Raw genomic sequence first — 19,854 nt, 5'->3', positions numbered from 1 at the left:
CGTCCGGCTTTGCCGGGCGGGCTTTTTGCATGACTTGATAACATTGCGGTTCTATTTCCGATGCAGAAGTTTACGCACACGATAGATATACGTCACGATCAGCCGGGAAAGCGCGATGTCATAGAGAATGAACGCCGCATTGGCCAGCGCCAGGGCGAACGGATACCCATACCGCAGCAGATCCTCCGGCACACCGAACAGCTTCGCGATTGCCAGATAGGCCAGAATGATGCAGGCATTGAACAGCGGGATCTTAACGAGCCACTGTACGGCCCGACTGCGCAGGCGTTCGATATAATTTTTGAGCAACGGGTAGTGCCCAAAGAAAAAGACATAATAGACGACCACACTTTTGTCCGGACACAGCAACAACCCCAAGAGCGTGACGGCAGCAAAAATGCCCCATGCCCATTTGATGTGCAGTTCCAGCACCACCACAACCAGCAGAAGGCCGGCCACAGCGGGGAAAACCAACTGCATCATCGGCAATACACCGGCCAGCACCAGAAGAACCAGCGAAAGTGCCGTCAGCATACCGCCCAACGCCACACCGCGCGCCTGCTTGTTTGCCATATGTGCACGCTCCTTCAGCAACCGCCGCCCAATCCGCCACAAAGGCAATCGGCGCAAATCAGCCCCGTGCAGATGTCGCACCCGGTACAGCCCTCCTGATTGCCCATGTTGTAGCCGCCGAAACCACCGAATCCCATCCCGTTCATCTGGCCGGAAAGACGGTTGAGCGCCTCCTGATATTCCCGGTTGCCCGGGTCCTGCCGGCAGGCGTTCTGGAAATTGACATACGCCTCGTTCACCCAGCCTTTGCGGTACATGACGCTGCCCATGAGAAAATGCCACTCGGCATCACGCTCGCTCAACGGTACGGCATCGAGCACATTTTGTGCCTGCCCAATCTGGCCGGCATTGATCATGGAACGCACATGCATGAACCGCGCGGAGCCGCCGCTGTAGGAAGACTGATTTCCTCCGGAAGACGCGTTGTATCCGCCGCCGTTGCTGCCTCCGCGGCCTCGCTGCTGCATGACGGTATTATACGCTTCGTTGATCTCTTTCATTTTTTCGGTTGCGAGATCGGCCAGCGGGTTGTTGACATAATTGTCCGGATGATATTTTTTGACAAGTTTGCGATAAGCCGCTTTCACTTCGTCGTCGGAGGCGTTGGGCGACACGCCCAGGACCTGATACGGATCGGTCATGTTCTTTCCAGCTTTCTTCAATGGTTGAAAATCGAAACCGGCTCATCGCCCTTTCAAGGGCTGGCCTTCCACCACCGCACACTGTATGTGGGGCAAGCCGAGCACAAACGTGTTTTCGAGCACACCGGCATATTGCCGCACCGGCAGCAGCGCAAGCGCCGCCTGCATCTCATATACACAGGAATTGAGCAGCCCGACCGCACGCGCCCTGCACGCCGCAAAATCGGAGGCGGGCGAAAGACGCCACGCCAGTACGAACGGGTTGTAATCGCCGCTTTTTACGTCCGCCTGCATATCGTCCACCGCATCTATCAGGTAGACCCAGCGGCCCAGGAAATAGCCGAAACGGTGCAGAACCCGTTCGTCTGCACCCTGGCCGGCCCCCAGCAAAAGTAAATCGGCGATCATCCCGCCAGTTGGGTCCGCGGCAGCATCCACGCCCGCTTTCCGGCGTTCCGCATCGCACTGCGCGCGCATGGCGTCCGCGATATGAGCCGCCGCCTGCGGCTGGCGGGCTGTGGCACGCCGTTTCATAAGCGCCGCAAACGGCAGCAGGAACGCCGCCGCCAGTTTTTTGAAAAAGGAGCCGTCACGCAGATTGTCGCGCAACTTGTGGTATAGCAGCAGCACGCCGCAATCCGCCACGAAACGCAGTTCCGCGCTCTGCTCACAGGCAGGCATCTTGCGAAGCTTGGCGGGGCACCGGCAGCGGCAGACCGCCGGTGGGTTGTCCCGCAGAGAGAGCAGCAGGATGGCCATCAATGTCAGATCATAACTCAAAATAAAGCGCATGGCAAAGGCATACCGTTTGCCCAATGTGTGGCAGATGCCGCAGTAGACCGCGCGGTACGCCTCAAATTCCCGGATCTTCAATTCCGGCTTATAGGGTCTTACATAGCCGAACAACCAAAAGCCCCTTTCACCATAAACGCCAGACAAAAGGCCGCTTTGCCCAAAACAAACCGGACCTGCACTGCTTATATTCTACAAGATGCCCCTTGCAAATGCAATGAATAAACTGTAAAAACGTTGCCGTCCGGGCAAAAAGCCCGGGCGGCAACGAGAAAAGCACACGTGCAGATTATGCCTTGAGCTGTTCCGCGAAACGTTTGCCAAATGCCACCGCATCGGCAAATTCCGCATCCGAAGGCACAAACCGGGCGGTAAACCCGTTTTCGAACACGTTGAGCTTCATGCTCTTGAGCCGTTCCACCAGCATGGGCACGGCCTCCCCGCTCCAGCCGAACGAACCGAACGCGGCGGCCGGGCGGCCTTTGGCGTTGATGAGGTCAATCGCGGCGGCAAGCAGCCAAATCGGGCGGACGGCGTCTTTATTGATGGTCGGCGAACCGAGCAGGAACGCATCGTTCTCATTGATTTTGTGCGCCAGCTCGTCAAAAGGATGCTCATTTACATCCATCACCTCGACGACCGCATCGGGCAGCACGTTCCGGATGCCCTCGGCAATCTTCTTGCCAAGCTCACCGGTATAACCGTAGGCGCTGCAATAGAAGATCGGAATATATTTCTTTTCGCGTACCGCCGGCTGACTCCATTTGCGATAGAGTTCCTTGTTTTTCTCCAGATACACGCCTTTGGTGAGAACCGGCCCATGGCTGGTGCAGACGGTATCCACATCCAGCTCATCCAATTTGGCAAGGCCTTTGAGCACATAGGGCTTGAACGGCCCAAAAATGGCGGTGTAGTAATTTTCAAACGCACTCTCATAGCGTTGGGGGTAGGTCACATGGCTGTCGATCATGCGCGGCTCGCAGTAATGCGCGCCGAGAAAATCACAGGTAAACGCGATCTTTTCCGCCGCATAATAGGTGAACATGGAATCCGGCCAGTGCAAAAACGGCGCGATGACAAAGCGCAGCTCTTTCCCGCCGCCGATATCAAGCGTCTCGCCGTCCTTGACGGCACGGATGTGAGCATTGGGCTCATTGGTGATGTTGCGCAGATAAATGGCACCCGCCTGCGAGGTGAGCACCTGGATCTGCGGCGCTACTTCCAGCAGTTTGGCCAGCGAACCGGAATGATCCGGCTCGTTGTGGTTCATAATGACGTAATCGATGGTTTTCGGGTCAACCACGCTTGATATGTTTTCCAGATATTCTTCAAAATACCGGGGATGCGTGGTTTCGATCAGCACGTTTTTCTCGCCCTTGATCAGATATGCGTTATAACTCGTGCCGAATTCCGTGCGCATGATCACATCAAAAATGCGCATGTTCGGATTGAGCACGCCGACGGAATATACGTCGTCTGTAAGTTTGACAACACCCAATTCAATCACCTCTGTATTTCCTATTTTATACCACCCGCCGCATGCGCGCAAGCGCAGAGCGGAATTTCAGCAAACATTGGCGCAAATGTCCCGATAAGGAACACTTTCTTCTGAAAAGCCCGTATGGCGGACGGCACCTGCGCCTTCCGCCATACGGGCTGAAAAAACATGCTTATTGCTCTTCGAACAGTTCTTTGCCCACACCGCACATCGGGCAGACGAAATCTTCGGGAACATCTTCCCATTTGGTGCCGGGATTGATCCCACCGTCCGGATAGCCTTCCGCTTCATCATACACAAAACCGCAAACGCTGCACACATATTTCTTCAAGTCAAACAACTCCTTCGCAAATCTTCACAGTCGATATTCAGGATATCCCTGCCAGTTTATTATACCGTCGTAAAACAGGTTTGTAAACAGTTCAAATGTAAATTCAGCCGCCGCGGAAAAAGAAAACCGCAAACCATATGCCCGCAGTTGCCCCCGGAATCCAGACGTAGATTTATGTAACTCGGTTCGGGCTGCGGAACGTGACGCTCTCCAGTTTTTCCTGAATCGTTTTGGAAAGCTCGTTGAATACCGTATGGTAATAACACAATCGGGTATCCTCCAGCAGCGCGCAGGGCAGCGAGCCGGTCATGCAGCGGTTGATGTTGATGGGACCGTCCACGGCCTCGATCACCTGACGCAGGTTGATCTCATCAGGGTCCCGCGCCAGTTCATAACCGCCCTGCACGCCCTTGAACGAGCGCACAATGCCGGCCTGCCCCAGCTTGCGGAAAATTTTCAGTGTAAACCGCAGCGTGACGCCGGTCTTTTCGGAAACCGTGCGGGCATCCATCCGCGTGCCGGCGGTGGCAAGGCAATCAATGATCCGCACGGCATAATCGGCTTCCTGTGTGATGCGCATGGTGATACTCCTCTGTAAGCATGGGCCGCACTGTCAAATCTCGCCCGCAAAAGACAAAGAGCTTTTCCGGGAAGCCGCTGTCAATCCAGAAAATCCTTGAGCTTTTTGCTGCGGCTGGGGTGGCGCAGCTTGCGCAGCGCCTTTGCCTCGATCTGGCGGATGCGCTCGCGCGTGACGTTGAACTCCCGCCCTACCTCTTCGAGCGTGCGAGGGCGTCCGTCGTCCAATCCGAAACGCAGGCGCAGCACCTTGGCCTCACGCTGGGTGAGGGTTTTGAGCACGTCACCAAGCTGCTCTTTAAGCAGCGTGTGAGAAGCGGCTTCGGCCGGGGCGGGCGCATCGTCGTCGGGAATGAAGTCGCCCAGATGGCTGTCTTCCTCCTCGCCGATGGGCGTTTCAAGCGAAACGGGCTCCTGGGCCACTTTCATAATCTCGCGCACCTTGTCCACCGACATTCCCATCAGTTCGGCGATTTCCTCGGCCTGTGGCTGGCGGCCCAGTTCCTGCAGGAGCTGGCGTTCCACCCGCACGACCTTGTTGATGGTTTCCACCATGTGCACCGGGATACGGATGGTGCGCGCCTGGTCGGCGATGGCGCGGGTGATGGCCTGCCGGATCCACCACGTAGCATAGGTCGAGAATTTGTAGCCTTTGGTATAATCGAACTTTTCGACCGCCTTGATGAGGCCCAGGTTGCCTTCCTGGATGAGGTCGAGAAACTGCATGCCGCGGCCCACATACCGCTTGGCGATACTCACCACCAGGCGCAGGTTGGCTTCGGACAGGCGCTTGCGCGCGGCAACGTCGCCCTCGCCCATACGCTTGGCCAGCTCAATCTCTTCCTCGCCGGAGAGCAGCGGCACGCGCCCGATCTCCTTGAGGTAAACCTTCACGGGGTCGTCGATGGCGATACCCTCGGCGCTCAGCGAGCTCTCCAGATCCACGTTGGGCTTGGACGCTTCCTCCGCGTCCTCCTCCAGATCGCCCTCCAGTTCCTCGGGCGTGGGTTCTTCCTGGTCGTCCAGCACATCGATATTATGGTGTTCCAGCGCCTCATAGAGTTTTTCTGTCTGCTCGGCGTCGAAATCGATCTCTTCCAGTGCATCCGTAATTTCTGTCATTGTGAGGTTCCCTTTTGTCTTGCCCGTTTCGATCAGTTCGGCAATGCGATCCTTCTTTTTCGTACCTTCATTTCCCATAGTACATCCCTCACCTTTGTTCTTCCAGCTTTTTGACGCGGATCGCGTCATAAGCGGCCTGTGCGTCCTGCTGTTCCGCAGCGCGCCTGTTCACCTGTTCCTTCAGAAGCACAGCGGCACAGTCATGCGCTTCCTGCAGGGTGTCGGAAACCAGCGTTTTATGCAAAAGCCCTGTGATTTTCCCCATCTCGTCGGCGGAAAACTGCGCGCCCAGCGCCGAGAGATCGGGTTCACCGCCAGCAATCGCCTGCTCACGCAGCGCCGTATACACCCGGCGGTTGAATGCTGTAACAAAATCCTCAGGGCGGATCAGATTGTCCATCCGTTTCAGAAAATCCGGATTGCGGTAGAGCAGAACGATCAGATTTTCTTCCGCGCGGGCCGCCAGCAGGTTGGCCCGTTTTTCAGGGTTCACGCGGTCTTTCATGCCATGCGCCGCGGCGATCTCCTCACGCACGCGCGCTTTTTTCTCCCGGCCTTGCCGTTTTGCGCGCAGGGCTGCCGCGTCAGCCAGTACATTTTCCTTGGAAACGCCCAGCGTTTCCGCCAGCTTACCGGCGTAAACATCGCGTTCCACCATGCTTTCGACTGTGGCGAGGATCTCCACCGCCTCCTTTAAATAAGCTGCTTTCTGTTCCGTGATGTCCACATTGTATTTTTGAAGCGCGGACGCCAGCCGGTATTCGATATGGTTGCCGCTGTGCTCCAGCAGCATCCGGAACCGGTCGGCGCCGTGCGTTCGGATGAATTCATCGGGGTCTTTTCCCCCTTCAATGCGCAGCACCCGCACGGCAAGGCCCGCCTGCGTGAGCAGACCGATGGCGCGCTGGGAAGCGTTCTGTCCCGCCTTATCGGCATCGTAAGAGATTACGACTTCCTTTGCGTAGCGGGCCATCAGCCGGACCTGCTCCGGCGTGAGCGCGGTGCCGAGCGTCGCCACCGCATTGCGGAACCCCGCCTGATGCAGCGCGATGGCATCCATATAGCCCTCGCAGAGGATGAGCGACCGGCCGCCGCTGTTTTTAGCGAAATTGAGAGCAAACAGACATTTGCTTTTATGGAAGGCCGGCGTGTCGTTGCTGTTGAGGTATTTGGGCTTGCTGTCGTCCAGCACGCGGCCGCCGAACGCCACTACATTGCCGCGCAGGTCGATGATGGGAAACATCACACGATGGCGGAACGCGTCATAATACCCACCGTTTCGGCCCCGCAGCGCCAACGCGCCCGCCGCCAGTTCCTCCGGCCGAAAGCCCTGCTGTTGCAGGTAGCCGAGCAGATGATTCCAGCCATCCGGCGCATAGCCCAGCCCAAACGAGCGGATGGTGTGCATGGAAAGCCCGCGCTGCTCAAAATACGCCAGCCCCTCTTTGCCCTGTGGAGAAATCAGGCATTCATGGAAAAAACGGGCGGCGGCGCGGTTCATTTCGAGAATGCGCGCCCGCTCCCTGGAAGCGGCCTGCGCGCCGGGCGCGTCGTCCGGCACTGTCAGGCCCGCCTGCGCGGCCAGAAACTCCACCGCCTCGCGGTACTCCAAATTCTCGATCTTGCGTATGAAGGTGATGACATCCCCGCCGGTCTCGCAGCCAAAGCAATAGAAATGCTGGTCGTCCGGGTAAACATGGAAGGAGGGCGTTTTCTCGCTGTGGAACGGGCACAGCCCGACCATGCTTTTTCCGCTTTTGCGCAGGTTGACATAACGCGACACCACGCTCTCGATGTCGCAGCGGTCTTTCATCTCCTGCAGAAAAGCCTCCGAAATCAACGCCCATCCCTTCCTTTATTCGGAATTATTTTTTGCAAAAACCGCCAAAAATATGCAAAAGCGGCTGAAACTCATTTGTTCCACGCCTGCGGGATGAAAATATCCTCATAAACCTGAATGGCAAAGCGGTCGGTCATACCCGCAATGTAGTCGCAGACCGCGGTCTGCGCGCCGTCTTCCTCACAGATGCGGCGAAACTCGGCATGCAGTTCATCGGTGTGGTGCAGGAAGTGATCGTAGAGCCGTTTGAGAATATATTCCGCTTTACCCTCCTCGCTTTTGGCGATGGGATTGGTGTAAACCTGCTCGAACATGAAGCGCCGCAAGGCCAAAAACGCCTGCTCCACTCTGGGTGACATCGTGATGAGTTCCCCTGTGCTGTTCTCCACCGTGTCCACCACCAAGGCATTGATGCGCTGTGAATGCGTACGCCCCAGCACATACCGTGTTTCCCACGGGATCTCCTCATCGGTAAGCACACCGCCGCGCAGCGCATCGTCGATGTCGTGGTTGAGATAGGCAATGCGGTCGGCCAGCCGCACGATGCGCCCTTCCGGGGTGGACGGCATGGAGCCGGACGTATGGTTGAGGATGCCGTCCCGCACCTCCCAGGTGAGGTTGAGCCCCTTGCCGTCGTTTTCGAGCTTTTTCACCACCCGCAGGCTCTGTGCATGATGTGCAAATCCGTCGGGATGGATCTCGTCCAGCGCGCGTTCGCCCGCATGTCCAAACGGCGTGTGGCCCAGGTCGTGCCCCAGCGCAATGGCCTCGGTCAGATCCTCATTGAGCCGCAGCGCGCGGGAGATGGTGCGGGCGATCTGCGCCACTTCCAGCGTGTGGGTCATCCGCGTGTGGTAATGGTCGCCCACCGGCGCGAGGAACACCTGCGTTTTGTACTTCAGCCGCCGGAACGCCTTACAGTGAATGATGCGGTCGCGGTCACGGGCAAACACCGTGCGCAGCGGGCAGAGTTCTTCCTCCCGTTCCCGTCCGCGCGAACGCGCCGCCAAAGTGGCATAAGGCGACAGAGTGCGTTCCTCCAGCGCTTCCGTTTGCTCCCGGATCGTCATAAGAACCGCCTCCCCACCCCGACCCACAGGATCGGCTTCCTACAATAAGTATACGCAATCGGCGCGAGTATTCCTATGAAAAACGCAAAAAATCAAAAAAATTCGCCCATATGCAGCCAAACAAAGCTTATTTTGTGTAAAGTATGCTCAGATAGCGTTCGCCGGTGTCCGGCGCCAGGCAAAGCACCCGCTTGCCGGGCCCGAGTTCCCGGGCAAGACGGCGCGCGGCGTAAACAGCCGCGCCCGACGAGATGCCTGCCAGGATACCGAATGTTTTGGTAAACCAGCAGGCGGTGGCCATCGCCGCGGAAGTGGGTACGGGAATGATGCGGTCGGCAAGGGAACGGTCAAAGTTTTTCGGAATGAACCCCGACCCGATGCCCTGGATGCCGTGCGGTCCGGGATGTCCACCCGAAATTACAGCGGATTCCGCCGGCTCCAACGCCGCGCAGAGGATGGAGGGAAGCGCTTGTTTGAGTACCCGCGCCGTGCCGGTGAAGCTGCCTCCGGTGCCGATCCCCGCGACGAACGCATCCAGACGGCCTTCCGTATCTTTCAAAATCTCACGGCCGGCCGCCTCATTGGCGTCAGGGTTGGCTGGATTTTCAAACTGGCCGGGCATAAAGGCGCCGGGAATGGACCGGGCAAGCTCTTCCGCTTTCCGCATGGCGCCGGTCATGCGCAGCGCACCCTCGGTGAGCACCAGTTCCCCGCCAAATGCAGTGATGAGCTTGCGGCGTTCCAGCGTCATGGTGTCCGGCATGACGATGATGACGCGGTAACCGCGCGAAACGCCGAGCATGGCGAGCGCCACGCCCATGTTGCCGCTCGTTGGCTCCACGATCACGCCGCCGGGCTTGAGTACGCCCGAAGCCTCCGCCTGCTCGATGATGGCAAGCGCCGCACGGTCCTTGACACTGCCGCCGGGATTATAACTTTCCAGCTTGACCAGCACCTCGGCGCCTCGCTCGGCAAATGAAAATACCGGCGTTCCTCCCACCAATCCGTCTACAGACGTCACGATCCCCATACGTCACACTCCTATTCACTCAACCGGCCCGCCCGCTTCGCGCGGCACAAAATTCCGGTCACGCTGCAAAAAACGAGGCTTCCTCGTAAACCTCACCCTGTTCGTACAAGATGACCCTGCCGCAGGAACATTCCGTGACCGCCCGTTCAAACGCCGCGGCCTCCTCCACCGGCACCGCAAGCTCGAAGGTAACCACCTCGGCATAGGCGATATCCCGCACATGCCCCCGTTGTCTGGCCAGCCGTTCCAGAGCGGAGAGCGCCGTGTACTCACAGGAAAACGAATAGACCGTACAGGCCCGCAGGCGGACGGGCTCTGCAGCGTCCGCCGCGAGGGAAACAGCATGCCCGTAAGCCCGCACCAGGCCCGGAGCTCCAAGCAGCACGCCGCCGAAGTAGCGCACCACCACGGCGGCCACACGGGAAAAACCGCGACGACGCAGTACCGAAAGCACCGGCTGCCCCGCCGTGCCGGAGGGCTCGCCGTCGTCCGAGCAGCGCTCGGTATCCGGCAGGACCCAAGCGGACACATGATGTCTGGCGTCCGGATGCGCGCGCCGCATTTCCTTTAAAAAAGCTTCGGCCGCTTCCTCGTTTTCAACCGGCCGCAAAAGCGCCAGAAACCGCGACTTTTTTTCGACATATTCGGCCTGCACGCCGGCCCGTATCGTGGTGTAGTCCATTCACCTCACCGTTTCCGACGCCGGGGCCCGCTGCCGGACGCAGACGAAAAAAACGGACGCCGCCCATCTCAGACGCCGCCCTTGCACGAACCCACGCGAACCCTGGAAAGGGCGACGCGCTGCACAGAAAAGCACATGGAAAAAACGCTCAATCCATGTTGTATCTTTTTTTGAAACGGTCGATGCGCCCGCCCGTATCCACCAGCTTCTGCTTGCCCGTAAAGAACGGATGGCATTTCGAGCAAATATCGATATGAAGATCCTTCTTGGTGGACCGTGTTTCGATCTCGTTGCCGCACGCGCATTTGATGATGGTCGTTTCGTATTTCGGATGAATACCTTGCTTCATCTTGGTCACCTCTTTCAACAGGACAAAATAGCAGTGTTTATTATAACACAAGGACACATGAGATGCAAGTGTTTTTTGCACCGACTATGCACGCCTCATTAAATAAAGCCCGCTCCGCTGATTTTCCACGGGGAATCCGGCTTTTCTTTCACAACGACATAATCCCAGTATTGCCCCGGCGAAAAGCCGGATTCAATAAAGCCCGGATAGTTGGCCGTAAAGATCACGCCATAGACTTTCAGATCCGCGTATTCCTTATAATCCCGTCTTCCCCGGAGATACGTCTCTGTGGCCGGCACTTCCTCGCTGACGCTGAAAGTCAGAGAGGAAAGCCACATGACAAACTCATTTTCCATGCCGGGCGTACCGTCCAGCGTCACGGCCCGCATAGCGCGCCCGTTGCGATGCTGCCAGGCCGTGAAATAAAACTGCACCACCTGCTCCGCCGACATATGCCGGGTCTGCTCGGCATACTGCCGGTTGCGTATCGCGCCAATCCCCTGATAAGCGCCATAACCGGAGAGCACAACGGCAACCGCCGCCAAAAATACGGCGAGTCTTCTTCCCGGTCGGAATCTGCGTTTCTTCATAAAGCGCCCCGCTCCATCGTATCAGAAAGCGGGAAAGCCTGTCAACTCACACACCGGCCAATGTGAATACGAACTCGCAGTACTGCCCTTCCAAGCTTTTGACGGTAATATCCTGCCCCTGAAGCAGCAGCATACTCCGCACGATGTACAGTCCCAGCCCCACGCCCTTTTTATCGGTGCTGCGGGACTTGTCCGTTTTATAGAACCGCTCGAACACATGCGGCAGATCCTGCGCGGGAATACCCATGCCGGTATTTTTCACGCTTACGTACACCCGGTGCCCGCGGGAAGCGGTGGTGATGGAAACCGTACCGCCCTCGTTGGAAAACTTGACGGCGTTTTCCACCAGATTGAACAGGATCTGGTGCGTCACGTCCGGGTCGGCCATCACCATGAGCTGGCGATCGGCCAGATCATCCATGCCCTCCACCGTGAGGTGCTTCTCGTCGATGGCGTATTCAAAGCCGACGATCACCCGGCGGATGGTCTCCGCCACATCGAACCGGCTCTGCTGGATGTGCACCTCGCCCGCCTCGATGCGCGCAATGTTCAACAGCGAATAGACCAACCGGGAAAGCCGCTTGACCTCATCCGAAACGATCTGGAGATAATATTCCTGCTTTTCATGCGGGATGGTGCCGTCCAGGATGCCGTCAATGAAGCCCGCGATGCTGGTCATGGGCGTGCGCAGCTCATGCGACACATTGGCCACGAAGCTGCGGCGCATCTCCTCGAGCGATACCAGCGAAGCCGCCATATTGTTGAACGCCACTGCCAGCTGGCCGATCTCGTCCGGCTCGCCCACCGGCACGCGGGTATTGAAATCCCCCCGGGCAAAGCTGCGCGCAGCGCCTGCCATCTGCCGCAACGGGCGCACCAGCCGCCGCGTTACATAATAGATGGCGGCAAACGCAAACAGCAGCACGGCCAGCACACAGAACAGGAAAACGCGGAAGATGTCGCGCATATATCCCAATATGCTGTCCGTGCGGGAGGAAACGAACACCGCGCCGATGGTCTGACCGTTGCTGTCTACGACAGGGGTGCCCACCGTAAGGTATGAGCGGTTATAAAAGCCCCCGAGGTTTCCACTCTGTTCGTAGAAATCCGAGCCGCCCGAAACGACCTGCCGAACCACGGACGAGGGAATCGTCAGATCCGGGGCGGCAATATCGCTGTGGTCGCTGCTGTTCATATGCCCGACAACCATGCCACCGTTTGTATCCACCAAATAGATATCCGCGTCGATCATCTGGGAAGAAAGTGCGATGAGATTGCCGAGCTGCCGGTTGCCCGCCGGGCCCGCCGCATTGTATCCCTGCGCAAGCTGGGCGATAAAATGGGCATTCTGGCTGTACAACTGATGCTTCTGGCTGCCGGAGTAGCGGATGGAGAACACGATCAGCGCCCCCGACAGAATGGTGAAGCTGATGAGCATCACGATGGTGCAGGCGGCAAAAAATTTGGCGAACAGACTGCTGCGCAACTGGTTCAAAACCACCCGCAGAAAACCCCGCGCCGGCTCTTTATGCGGTTTTTTAGTTTTTTGTTTCAAATTTATAGCCCACGCCCCAAACGGTCTTGAGCGACCATTGATCCGACTTGCCTTCCAGTTTTTCGCGCAGGCGCTTGATATGCACGTCCACCGTGCGCGAATCGCCGTAATATTCAAACCCCCACACTTCGTCCAGAAGCTGGTCGCGCGTATACACGCGGTTGGGGTTGCTGGCCAGATGGTAAAGCAGTTCCAGTTCTTTGGGCGGCGCGTCCACCAACTGGCCCGCCACGCGCAGCTCATAATTGGTGAGGTTGACCACCAGATTGTCGTACCGCACCTCCTTGACCGTGTCGTTCTCCGCGCCGGAATACCGCCGCAGCACGGCCTTGATGCGTGCCACCACCTCCTTGGCGTCAAACGGTTTGACGATGTAATCGTCCGCTCCGAGCTCCAGCCCCAGCACCTTGTCGAACGTCTCGCCCTTGGCCGTGATCATGATGACGGGCTTTTCGGATTTTTTGCGGATCTCCCGGCAGACCTGCCAGCCGTCCATCCCCGGCAGCATGATATCCAGCAGCACCAGGTCGGGCTTGTGATCCTCAAATTTTTTGATCGCATCCACGCCGTCATAGGTCGAAGCGACCGAATACCCTTCTTTTTCAAGATACAGCCTCAGAAGCTCGTTGATGTTCCGGTCGTCGTCCACAACCAGTATTTTGGTCGGTTCCAAACCCAGTCCCCCCTGTTTTGGACGGCAGGCCCGCGCGCGGCACAGCCTGCGTCTTTCCTTTTATTATAACGGAAACCGTCCACTGTTGTTGAATAAAATTTGAACAAGGCGTGACAGGACTGCAAATATCGCATGGAACCGCTGCCCCGACGCCTGTCTTTATTTTAATACAAACCCCGCGGAGAGAACAGCTTTTTTCATAAAAATGCACCAAAAAGCCGCTGATCTGTTCGATTCAACCGCATCGGGCGGGATTTTGTGTTATACTGTTTGGTAATGGCCGCCAGGCGCGCCGGCATCGTTTACCGCCGGACGCAAGAGGCGCAAAACCGATCATGGCAGGTGAATGTTTTGCTGCAACCCCAACCAAATGAAAAGCCCGTCAGCGAGGCCGACCGCGTCCGGTACGGCATGATCGGCGGCGCGGCCGGTATCTGCGTCAACCTGTTCATCTTCATCACGGAGATCATCATCGGGCTGCTCACCCACAGCGTGACCGTTACGGCGGACGCGTTCCACAACCTCACCGATGTGGCCTCTGCCCTTGTCACAGTCATCAGCTTCAAGGTGGCATGGCGGCCCGCCGACCGGGAACACCCGTTCGGGCACGGAAGGATGGAGTATATCTCCGGGTTGCTCGTCTCGGTCATCATCATCGTCATCGGCTTTGAATTCGTGCAGTCTTCCATCGAAAAGGTGCTGCACCCGGCCGCGGTGCACTTCCAATTGCTCTCTTTCGTGCTGATTCTGCTGTTCATCCCGCTCAAACTGCTGCTCAGCCTGTTTTACCGCCGCCTGAGCCGCCGCATCGGGTCGCAGGCACTGGCCGCCACCTCGTTTGACGCGCTCAGCGATGTGTTCGTGCTGGCGGTGGCGTCGGTTTCCCTGCTCTGCGCGCGGTTCACCACGCTGCCGGTGGACGGCTGGCTCGGCCTGCTGGTTTCCGGTTTCATCCTCTATTCCGGATTTACGATCGGTAAAGAAGCGCTCAATCCCCTGCTCGGCGAGGCGCCCGACCCGACGGTAGTACGGGAGATCGTGCAGGGCGTCAAGAGCTACCCCTACATCACCGGCGTCCACGACCTCGTCATCCACAATTACGGCCCCGGCCGGTTCATGGCCAGCATTCACGCCGAAGTGCCCGCGGACGTGCCGGTGATGGAACTGCATGAGAGCATTGACCGCGCAGAACGGGAACTTTCGGAAAAGCACGGCATTGAACTCGTCATCCACATGGATCCACTGAATCTAAACGACGAAACGTCCATCCGCGTGCAGCACGAACTGCTTGAAGCCATCGCGCCGCTGGAAGTCATCCACTCCATTCACGATTTCCGCATCGTGGGCAAGGGTGAGCATCTGAACCTGGTGTTCGACGCGGTGGTGGACAGCGGCTTCCCCGCCGACGACGGGGCGACCGCGCGTCTGGTGCACGAGATCAACGCCCTGATCCAGCAGAAGCATCCAGATTATCATGCCGTCGTGCAGATTGACCGCAATTATACCGCCCTGTGACACGCCGCGCGCACGGTTACAGCCCGGATAGAACAATAGGAAATCTGCGGGCCCTTTGCCCGTTCCCGCGTTGGAGGAATTGGAATGGATTTTGTTTTGATGACCGACTCGACCTGCGATCTGGCGCCCGAGATGGTGCAGGAACTCGCCCTCACGGTCATCCCGCTGATCTACTCGATCGACGGACAGGAATATTACCACTATGTGGATAACCATGAACTGGATATTCACACGTATTACAACAAACTGCGGGCAGGCTTGTTCCCACAGACCGCCCAGATCAGCCCGCAGGAGTTCCGCAAGGCGTTTGAGTCGCGCCTGCGCACGGGAAAAGACGTGCTCTACATCGCCTTTTCGAGCGGCATCAGCGGCACCTGCAGCACCGCCTCCATGGTTGCCAAAGAACTGCAAGCGGAGTATCCCGACCGCCGCCTGATCGTTTACGACTCGCTCTGCGCGTCCGGCGGAGAAGGGCTGCTCGTCTACCACGCGGCCAGGCTGGCGCAGGCGGGCAAAACACTGGACGATGTGCTTGCCTGGCTGGATGGGAACAGGCTCCGGCTGGTGCACTGGTTCACGGTGGACGATCTCGACCATCTCCACCGCGGCGGCCGCATTTCGGGCGCGGCGGCGCTGGTGGGCGGCATGCTGGGCATCAAACCCGTGCTACATGTGGACGATGAAGGCCACTTGGTGCCGATGGAAAAAGTGCGCGGGCGGCGCAAAGCGCTCGAACGGCTGGTGGACCACATGACGGAGACGGCCATCGACCCCGCGCACCAGACCGTGTTTCTCAACCACGCCGACTGCCCGGAAGATGCGCGGTTCGTGGAAGAACAGGTGCGCGCCCGCCTCGGCGTAACCGACATCCACACGAACTTCATCGGGCCGCTCATCGGCGCACATTCCGGCCCGGGCACCGTCGCGCTGTTTTTTCTGGGCAGCAAACGCTGAATGTATTTGCATTTTTTCCATATTATTTTTGCAGTTTTGGCAGAGCACTTTACAAACGCCCTGTTAAAATGCTATCATAATACAAGATGTACAGGGAAAAAATGCATTTTTAACGGTTCGCGGGTATTCCGCATCATACAACCATGGGATCTGTTATGAGCAGGGCGGTCGGAAAGCCATACGGGCGCCGCTTTTGGCTCATTTTTACAAAAAGCGCTCATGGCCTTGCTCCGGCCGGGCACGGTTTACTGCGCAAAACCGGCCATACTATGAACAGCATACGTTGCGGCGCACGCGCGGCGCCGACACGGTTCTTTTTCTCTGTCCGCGCATTGTACGTTATCACCGCAGGCACATCTTTGTGCAGGATTAAAGGAGGTCACAGGCTGCCCGTTGCACGGTTTGCAACCCGGCGGTCTAGCATCTATGGAAGAAAATCTGTTTGCAAAACTCGGCCTTTCGGAAGATGTTCTGAAAGCCATTGATCTCATGGGATTTGAAGAGCCGTCCCAAATCCAGACACAGGCCATCCCCGTGATTCTGGAGGGCAACGACGTCATCGGGCAGGCCCAGACCGGCACCGGTAAAACGCTGGCCTATTCCGCCCCCGTCATCAGCCTGATGGAGCACGGCCCGCACCAGGTGCAGGCGCTCATTCTGGTGCCCACGCGCGAGCTGGCCATCCAGGTCAACGACGAACTGGTGCGCATCAACCGGTTCACTCATTTCACCTCCATCCCGGTCTACGGCGGGCAGCCCATCGACCGGCAGATCCGCGCGCTGCAAAAGGGCGTGGACATCGTGGTGGCCACGCCGGGACGCATCCTCGACCATATCCGGCGCGGCACGGTGGATTTCAGCCATGTGCGCTTCTTCGTGCTGGACGAATCGGACGAAATGCTCAACATGGGCTTCATCGACGACATTCAGGCCGTGCTGGACACGCTGCCGGCCGAGCGACAGTCGCTGCTGTTCTCCGCCACCATGCCGATGCAGATTCGCAAACTGGCGCAGCAACACATGAAGCCCGACGTCAAAAACATCGTCATCGCCAAGAGTACGCTGACTGCCACGCTCACCGAGCAGTTTTATTTTGAAGTCAAGCACCGCGACCGGTTTGAGACCCTCTGCCGCATCCTGGATGTGGACGAACCGGAAAGCGCCATCATCTTCTGCCGCACCAAGCGCGGCGTGGACGAGCTGGTGGAAAACATGCAGTCGCGCGGATATATCGTGGAAGGCATGCACGGCGATATGGGCCAGAACCAGCGGCAGAACACCCTGAAAAAATTCCGCGACGGCAACCTCGATTTCCTGGTGGCCACCGACGTGGCTGCGCGCGGCATCGACATTGAGAACATCAGCCACGTCATCAACTACGAGCTGCCGGAGGACGCCGAATCCTACGTCCACCGCATCGGGCGCACCGGCCGCGCCAACCGCACCGGCATCGCCTACAGCCTGGTGACACCGCGCGAATATATCATCCTCAAGCAGATTGAGCGCGTCACCCACGGCCACATCAAGCGCAAGGAGATCCCCACCGTCGAGGATATCTACGAGGTCAAATATAAAAACGTCCTCACAAAGGTCAAGGAAGAACTGGAGAAAAACGATTTTGAAAAGTTCAAGCCCCTTGCCTCGGAGCTGGACGACGAATACAATCTGGTGGACGTCGCGGCGGCGCTGCTCAAGATCTCGTTTGAGAACGAGCTGAATTTCGACTACGCCTCCAGCGAAAAAGCGCGGGAAGTCAGGCAGAGCGCCGGCGAGACCCGCCTGTTCCTCAACGCCGGCCGGATGGACAAGGTTACCCCGCGCGACATCCTGCGCTTTTTGTGTGACAATTCCGGCTTCACCCGCAACGAGATCGGCCATATCGACATCTTCGATAAATTCTCGTTTGCCAATGTGTCCAGCAGCGCGGCAGACGCCATCATCGCCAGCTGCGCGGGCCTGACCCTCTGCGGCCGCCCCGCCAACGTGCAGGTGGCGCAGAAACGGCAGCAGCGTTATTAACAGCAACAGGCGTTTTCCCAGGTCGTCCCGAATGCTTCCCTCACCCGGCGGCGCATAATTTTCCAGCCGCTGTGAACACTAACCTCGTCATGCGCAGCCAAATGCCAAACCGCGCATAACAGGGAGGGTTCGGATGACAGTCCTGATTCCGGCGTTCGAGCCGGATATGCGCCTGATTGCGCTGTTGCACGCGCTGGTACGACAAAACCTGCGTGTTGTGGTGGTGGACGACGGCAGCGGCCCGGGATACGCTTCCGTTTTTCAGCAGGCACGGTCCATCGGCTGCACGGTCATTACGCATCCAACAAACCTCGGCAAGGGCTGCGCGCTCAAGACGGGGTTTTCTTATATCCTTGAGAACGCCGGAGAGTCCGAAGGCGTTATCACTGCGGACGCGGACGGCCAGCATCTGCCCGCCGATATCCTGCGGGTGGCCGCAAAGCTGCGGCAGACACACGCCGCGGTGGTGTTGGGCGCAAGACGGTTTTCGGGGCATGTGCCGTTTCGCAGCGCGGTGGGCAACCTGGTGATGCGGGCCCTGTTCGCCTTTGCGAGCGGGCGCTCGGTGTGGGACACGCAGACCGGCCTGCGCGGCATCCCTATGGATCTGCTGCCGCTGTTGCTGCGGGTGCGCGGCGCACGGTTTGAATACGAGATCAACATGTTGCTCGACCTCGCCAACGCGGGCTACGGCATCCGGCAGGTATTTATCGACACGGTCTATACGCCGGGCAACACCTCTTCGCATTTCCGCCCGCTGATCGATTCCGTTCGTGTGCTGCTGCCCACGCTGCGTTTCTGCATGTCCAGCATCGCGGCGGCTGTGGCGGACTATGTGCTGCTGTTCGTGTTTCAGTGGCTCACACACAGCCTGTTCCTGGGCGTCGTCCTTGCCCGTGCATCCAGCTCCGCCGTACAATATATCCTCAACCGCTCGCTGGTTTTCCATTCCCGCCTGACAAACAAAAAGCCGCCCCACCGCGCGGTGCAGTACTACCTGCTGGTGACGGGGCTGCTCTTCCTCAATTATCTGATTTTAAAAGTGCTGACGGGACCGCTGCATATCTGGCTGCTCTGGGCCAAGATCGTGACCGAGCTGATCCTGTTCTTCGTCAGCTATCTTGCGCAGCGGCTGCTGGTGTTCAAGCACCCCGCCGTCAACTGAATACATCTTCTCGCGCCGTTTTATGCGGCGCTTTTTTGTTGTGTTGCATTACTCGTTTCCACTCGCCGTGCTATAATAACCATCAGGACACACGCAACAGAACGGAGGATACCATGGACAACACCGCCAAATTCACCGGGAAAGCGGGGGTTTACGCCAAATACCGCCCCAGTTATCCCGACGCGCTGCTCGACTATCTCATCGCGGCCGGAAACCTGCCCGAACATGCCCTGGTTACGGACATCGGAGCCGGCACCGGCAAACTGTCGGAACAACTGCTGGCCAGAAAGCTGCACGTCACCGCCGTGGAACCAAACGACGACATGCGCGGTGAAGCGCGGGCGCGGCTGGACGGCCGCCCCGGCTTCCGTATTCTCAACGGCACGGCCGAGCACACCGGTCTGCCGGACGGAGCCGCCGACCTGGTCACCGCCGCGCAGGCGTTCCACTGGTTCGACCCGGCCACGTTCAAAACCGAATGCCGCCGCATTCTTAAACCGGATGCAAACGTAGCGCTCATTTGGAACACCCGCGACAAAGAAAACGAACTGAACCACGAAATGCGCGCGCTTTTCCGGGAACTGCACCCGGAATCCGCCGAAACGGCCCGCATGGGAGCGGATCACACGCCGCCGTCGGTACTGGAAACCTTTTTTGAAAACGGCAAGTTTGAAACCCGCGAATTTCCCAACGACCGCGCGCTCACACTGGAAGTGTTCATTGGGTTCAATCTGTCCAAATCCTATTTCCCGCAAAAGGGCGATGCGGCATACGGCGCGTTTGTGGAAAAACTTAACAACTTGTTCGACAAATATAGCCGGAACGGCATGCTCACGCTCCATGAGGTGGCGCGCTGCCACCTTGGGCAAGTGTGAG

At 58.1% G+C, this 19,854-nt stretch carries 20 protein-coding genes; 5 read left to right on the top strand and 15 right to left on the bottom strand.

Features of this window, described 5'->3' with window-relative positions; all coding sequences use genetic code 11:
* Positions 1-51: 51 nt before the first annotated feature.
* From ETHHA_RS05410 to ETHHA_RS05340, 15 genes are all read right to left on the bottom strand, one after another.
* Positions 52-573 carry a hypothetical protein gene (locus ETHHA_RS05410; RefSeq protein ID WP_013484978.1) on the bottom strand — a complete coding sequence of 174 codons (522 nt, stop codon included), beginning with the start codon at positions 571-573 and terminating at the stop codon, positions 52-54.
* Between the two features lie 14 nt (positions 574-587).
* Positions 588-1,214, bottom strand: a complete 627-nt coding sequence (locus ETHHA_RS05405) for a J domain-containing protein (protein WP_013484977.1) — start codon at positions 1,212-1,214, stop codon at positions 588-590.
* A 42-nt stretch (positions 1,215-1,256) separates the two neighbouring features.
* Complete coding sequence (locus ETHHA_RS05400) at positions 1,257-2,120, bottom strand: DUF5685 family protein (protein ID WP_013484976.1); 864 nt, start codon at positions 2,118-2,120, stop codon at positions 1,257-1,259.
* A 175-nt stretch (positions 2,121-2,295) separates the two neighbouring features.
* Positions 2,296-3,504 carry an FprA family A-type flavoprotein gene (locus ETHHA_RS05395; protein ID WP_013484975.1) on the bottom strand — a complete coding sequence of 403 codons (1,209 nt, stop codon included), beginning with the start codon at positions 3,502-3,504 and terminating at the stop codon, positions 2,296-2,298.
* A 172-nt stretch (positions 3,505-3,676) separates the two neighbouring features.
* Positions 3,677-3,835: a rubredoxin gene (rd, locus tag ETHHA_RS05390; protein WP_013484974.1), complete on the bottom strand. Its 159-nt coding sequence runs from the start codon at positions 3,833-3,835 to the stop codon at positions 3,677-3,679.
* A gap of 172 nt (positions 3,836-4,007) precedes the next feature.
* Positions 4,008-4,415, bottom strand: a complete 408-nt coding sequence (locus ETHHA_RS05385; protein ID WP_013484973.1) for an RrF2 family transcriptional regulator — start codon at positions 4,413-4,415, stop codon at positions 4,008-4,010.
* Positions 4,416-4,495: 80 nt separating this feature from the next.
* Complete coding sequence (rpoD, locus tag ETHHA_RS05380) at positions 4,496-5,614, bottom strand: RNA polymerase sigma factor RpoD (RefSeq protein WP_013484972.1); 1,119 nt, start codon at positions 5,612-5,614, stop codon at positions 4,496-4,498.
* 10 nt (positions 5,615-5,624) lie between these two features.
* On the bottom strand, positions 5,625-7,376 hold the full coding sequence (gene dnaG / locus ETHHA_RS05375; protein WP_013484971.1) for a DNA primase: 1,752 nt from the start codon (positions 7,374-7,376) through the stop codon (positions 5,625-5,627).
* A gap of 71 nt (positions 7,377-7,447) precedes the next feature.
* Positions 7,448-8,446, bottom strand: a complete 999-nt coding sequence (locus ETHHA_RS05370; RefSeq protein ID WP_013484970.1) for a deoxyguanosinetriphosphate triphosphohydrolase — start codon at positions 8,444-8,446, stop codon at positions 7,448-7,450.
* 127 nt (positions 8,447-8,573) lie between these two features.
* Positions 8,574-9,476, bottom strand: a complete 903-nt coding sequence (gene cysK / locus ETHHA_RS05365; RefSeq protein WP_013484969.1) for a cysteine synthase A — start codon at positions 9,474-9,476, stop codon at positions 8,574-8,576.
* A 58-nt stretch (positions 9,477-9,534) separates the two neighbouring features.
* Positions 9,535-10,158 (bottom strand): IMPACT family protein, encoded by a 624-nt coding sequence (locus ETHHA_RS05360; RefSeq protein WP_013484968.1) that lies wholly within the window; start codon positions 10,156-10,158, stop codon positions 9,535-9,537.
* Positions 10,159-10,306: 148 nt separating this feature from the next.
* Positions 10,307-10,507 carry a 50S ribosomal protein L31 gene (gene rpmE / locus ETHHA_RS05355; RefSeq protein ID WP_013484967.1) on the bottom strand — a complete coding sequence of 67 codons (201 nt, stop codon included), beginning with the start codon at positions 10,505-10,507 and terminating at the stop codon, positions 10,307-10,309.
* A gap of 98 nt (positions 10,508-10,605) precedes the next feature.
* Complete coding sequence (locus tag ETHHA_RS05350) at positions 10,606-11,097, bottom strand: DUF4829 domain-containing protein (protein WP_013484966.1); 492 nt, start codon at positions 11,095-11,097, stop codon at positions 10,606-10,608.
* A gap of 46 nt (positions 11,098-11,143) precedes the next feature.
* Positions 11,144-12,652: a sensor histidine kinase gene (locus ETHHA_RS05345; protein WP_013484965.1), complete on the bottom strand. Its 1,509-nt coding sequence runs from the start codon at positions 12,650-12,652 to the stop codon at positions 11,144-11,146.
* The gene (locus ETHHA_RS05340) at positions 12,636-13,325 is read right to left on the bottom strand and encodes a response regulator transcription factor (protein ID WP_013484964.1); all 690 of its coding nucleotides are present in this window, start codon (positions 13,323-13,325) and stop codon (positions 12,636-12,638) included. Before ETHHA_RS05340 ends, ETHHA_RS05345 begins: the two co-directional genes overlap by 17 nt.
* 351 nt (positions 13,326-13,676) lie before the next feature.
* Here ETHHA_RS05340 and ETHHA_RS05335 point away from each other — a divergent pair, with 351 nt between their 5' ends.
* From ETHHA_RS05335 to ETHHA_RS05310, 5 genes are all read left to right on the top strand, one after another.
* Positions 13,677-14,840, top strand: coding sequence for a cation diffusion facilitator family transporter (locus ETHHA_RS05335; protein WP_159033359.1), 1,164 nt, complete (start codon positions 13,677-13,679; stop codon positions 14,838-14,840).
* An 84-nt stretch (positions 14,841-14,924) separates the two neighbouring features.
* The gene (locus ETHHA_RS05330) at positions 14,925-15,794 is read left to right on the top strand and encodes a DegV family protein (RefSeq protein ID WP_013484962.1); all 870 of its coding nucleotides are present in this window, start codon (positions 14,925-14,927) and stop codon (positions 15,792-15,794) included.
* A gap of 426 nt (positions 15,795-16,220) precedes the next feature.
* Positions 16,221-17,813 (top strand): DEAD/DEAH box helicase, encoded by a 1,593-nt coding sequence (locus ETHHA_RS05320; protein WP_013484961.1) that lies wholly within the window; start codon positions 16,221-16,223, stop codon positions 17,811-17,813.
* A gap of 133 nt (positions 17,814-17,946) precedes the next feature.
* Positions 17,947-18,978 (top strand): bifunctional glycosyltransferase family 2/GtrA family protein, encoded by a 1,032-nt coding sequence (locus ETHHA_RS05315; protein WP_013484960.1) that lies wholly within the window; start codon positions 17,947-17,949, stop codon positions 18,976-18,978.
* A gap of 113 nt (positions 18,979-19,091) precedes the next feature.
* Entirely contained in the window at positions 19,092-19,853 is a 762-nt protein-coding gene (locus ETHHA_RS05310; RefSeq protein WP_013484959.1) for a class I SAM-dependent methyltransferase, read from the top strand.
* The last annotated feature ends 1 nt before the right edge of the window (position 19,854 follow it).

Source organism: Ethanoligenens harbinense YUAN-3 (genome assembly GCF_000178115.2).
Taxonomy (GTDB): domain Bacteria; phylum Bacillota; class Clostridia; order Oscillospirales; family Ethanoligenentaceae; genus Ethanoligenens; species Ethanoligenens harbinense.
Note: the sequence above shows the minus strand (reverse complement) of the source record. Positions and strands in the feature narration are given on the sequence as shown.

What these genes read in the sequence shown, in the direction of transcription:
- ETHHA_RS05410 (WP_013484978.1), bottom strand. Translation starts at nt 573, where the DNA reads ATGGCAAACAAGCAGGCGCGCGGTGTGGCGTTGGGCGGTATGCTGACG.
- ETHHA_RS05405 (WP_013484977.1), bottom strand. Translation starts at nt 1,214, where the DNA reads ATGACCGATCCGTATCAGGTCCTGGGCGTGTCGCCCAACGCCTCCGAC.
- ETHHA_RS05385 (WP_013484973.1), bottom strand. Translation starts at nt 4,415, where the DNA reads ATGCGCATCACACAGGAAGCCGATTATGCCGTGCGGATCATTGATTGC.
- rpoD (WP_013484972.1), bottom strand. Translation starts at nt 5,614, where the DNA reads ATGGGAAATGAAGGTACGAAAAAGAAGGATCGCATTGCCGAACTGATC.
- ETHHA_RS05370 (WP_013484970.1), bottom strand. Translation starts at nt 8,446, where the DNA reads ATGACGATCCGGGAGCAAACGGAAGCGCTGGAGGAACGCACTCTGTCG.
- cysK (WP_013484969.1), bottom strand. Translation starts at nt 9,476, where the DNA reads ATGGGGATCGTGACGTCTGTAGACGGATTGGTGGGAGGAACGCCGGTA.
- ETHHA_RS05360 (WP_013484968.1), bottom strand. Translation starts at nt 10,158, where the DNA reads ATGGACTACACCACGATACGGGCCGGCGTGCAGGCCGAATATGTCGAA.
- rpmE (WP_013484967.1), bottom strand. Translation starts at nt 10,507, where the DNA reads ATGAAGCAAGGTATTCATCCGAAATACGAAACGACCATCATCAAATGC.
- ETHHA_RS05350 (WP_013484966.1), bottom strand. Translation starts at nt 11,097, where the DNA reads ATGAAGAAACGCAGATTCCGACCGGGAAGAAGACTCGCCGTATTTTTG.
- ETHHA_RS05330 (WP_013484962.1), top strand. Translation starts at nt 14,925, where the DNA reads ATGGATTTTGTTTTGATGACCGACTCGACCTGCGATCTGGCGCCCGAG.
- ETHHA_RS05320 (WP_013484961.1), top strand. Translation starts at nt 16,221, where the DNA reads ATGGAAGAAAATCTGTTTGCAAAACTCGGCCTTTCGGAAGATGTTCTG.
- ETHHA_RS05315 (WP_013484960.1), top strand. Translation starts at nt 17,947, where the DNA reads ATGACAGTCCTGATTCCGGCGTTCGAGCCGGATATGCGCCTGATTGCG.
- ETHHA_RS05310 (WP_013484959.1), top strand. Translation starts at nt 19,092, where the DNA reads ATGGACAACACCGCCAAATTCACCGGGAAAGCGGGGGTTTACGCCAAA.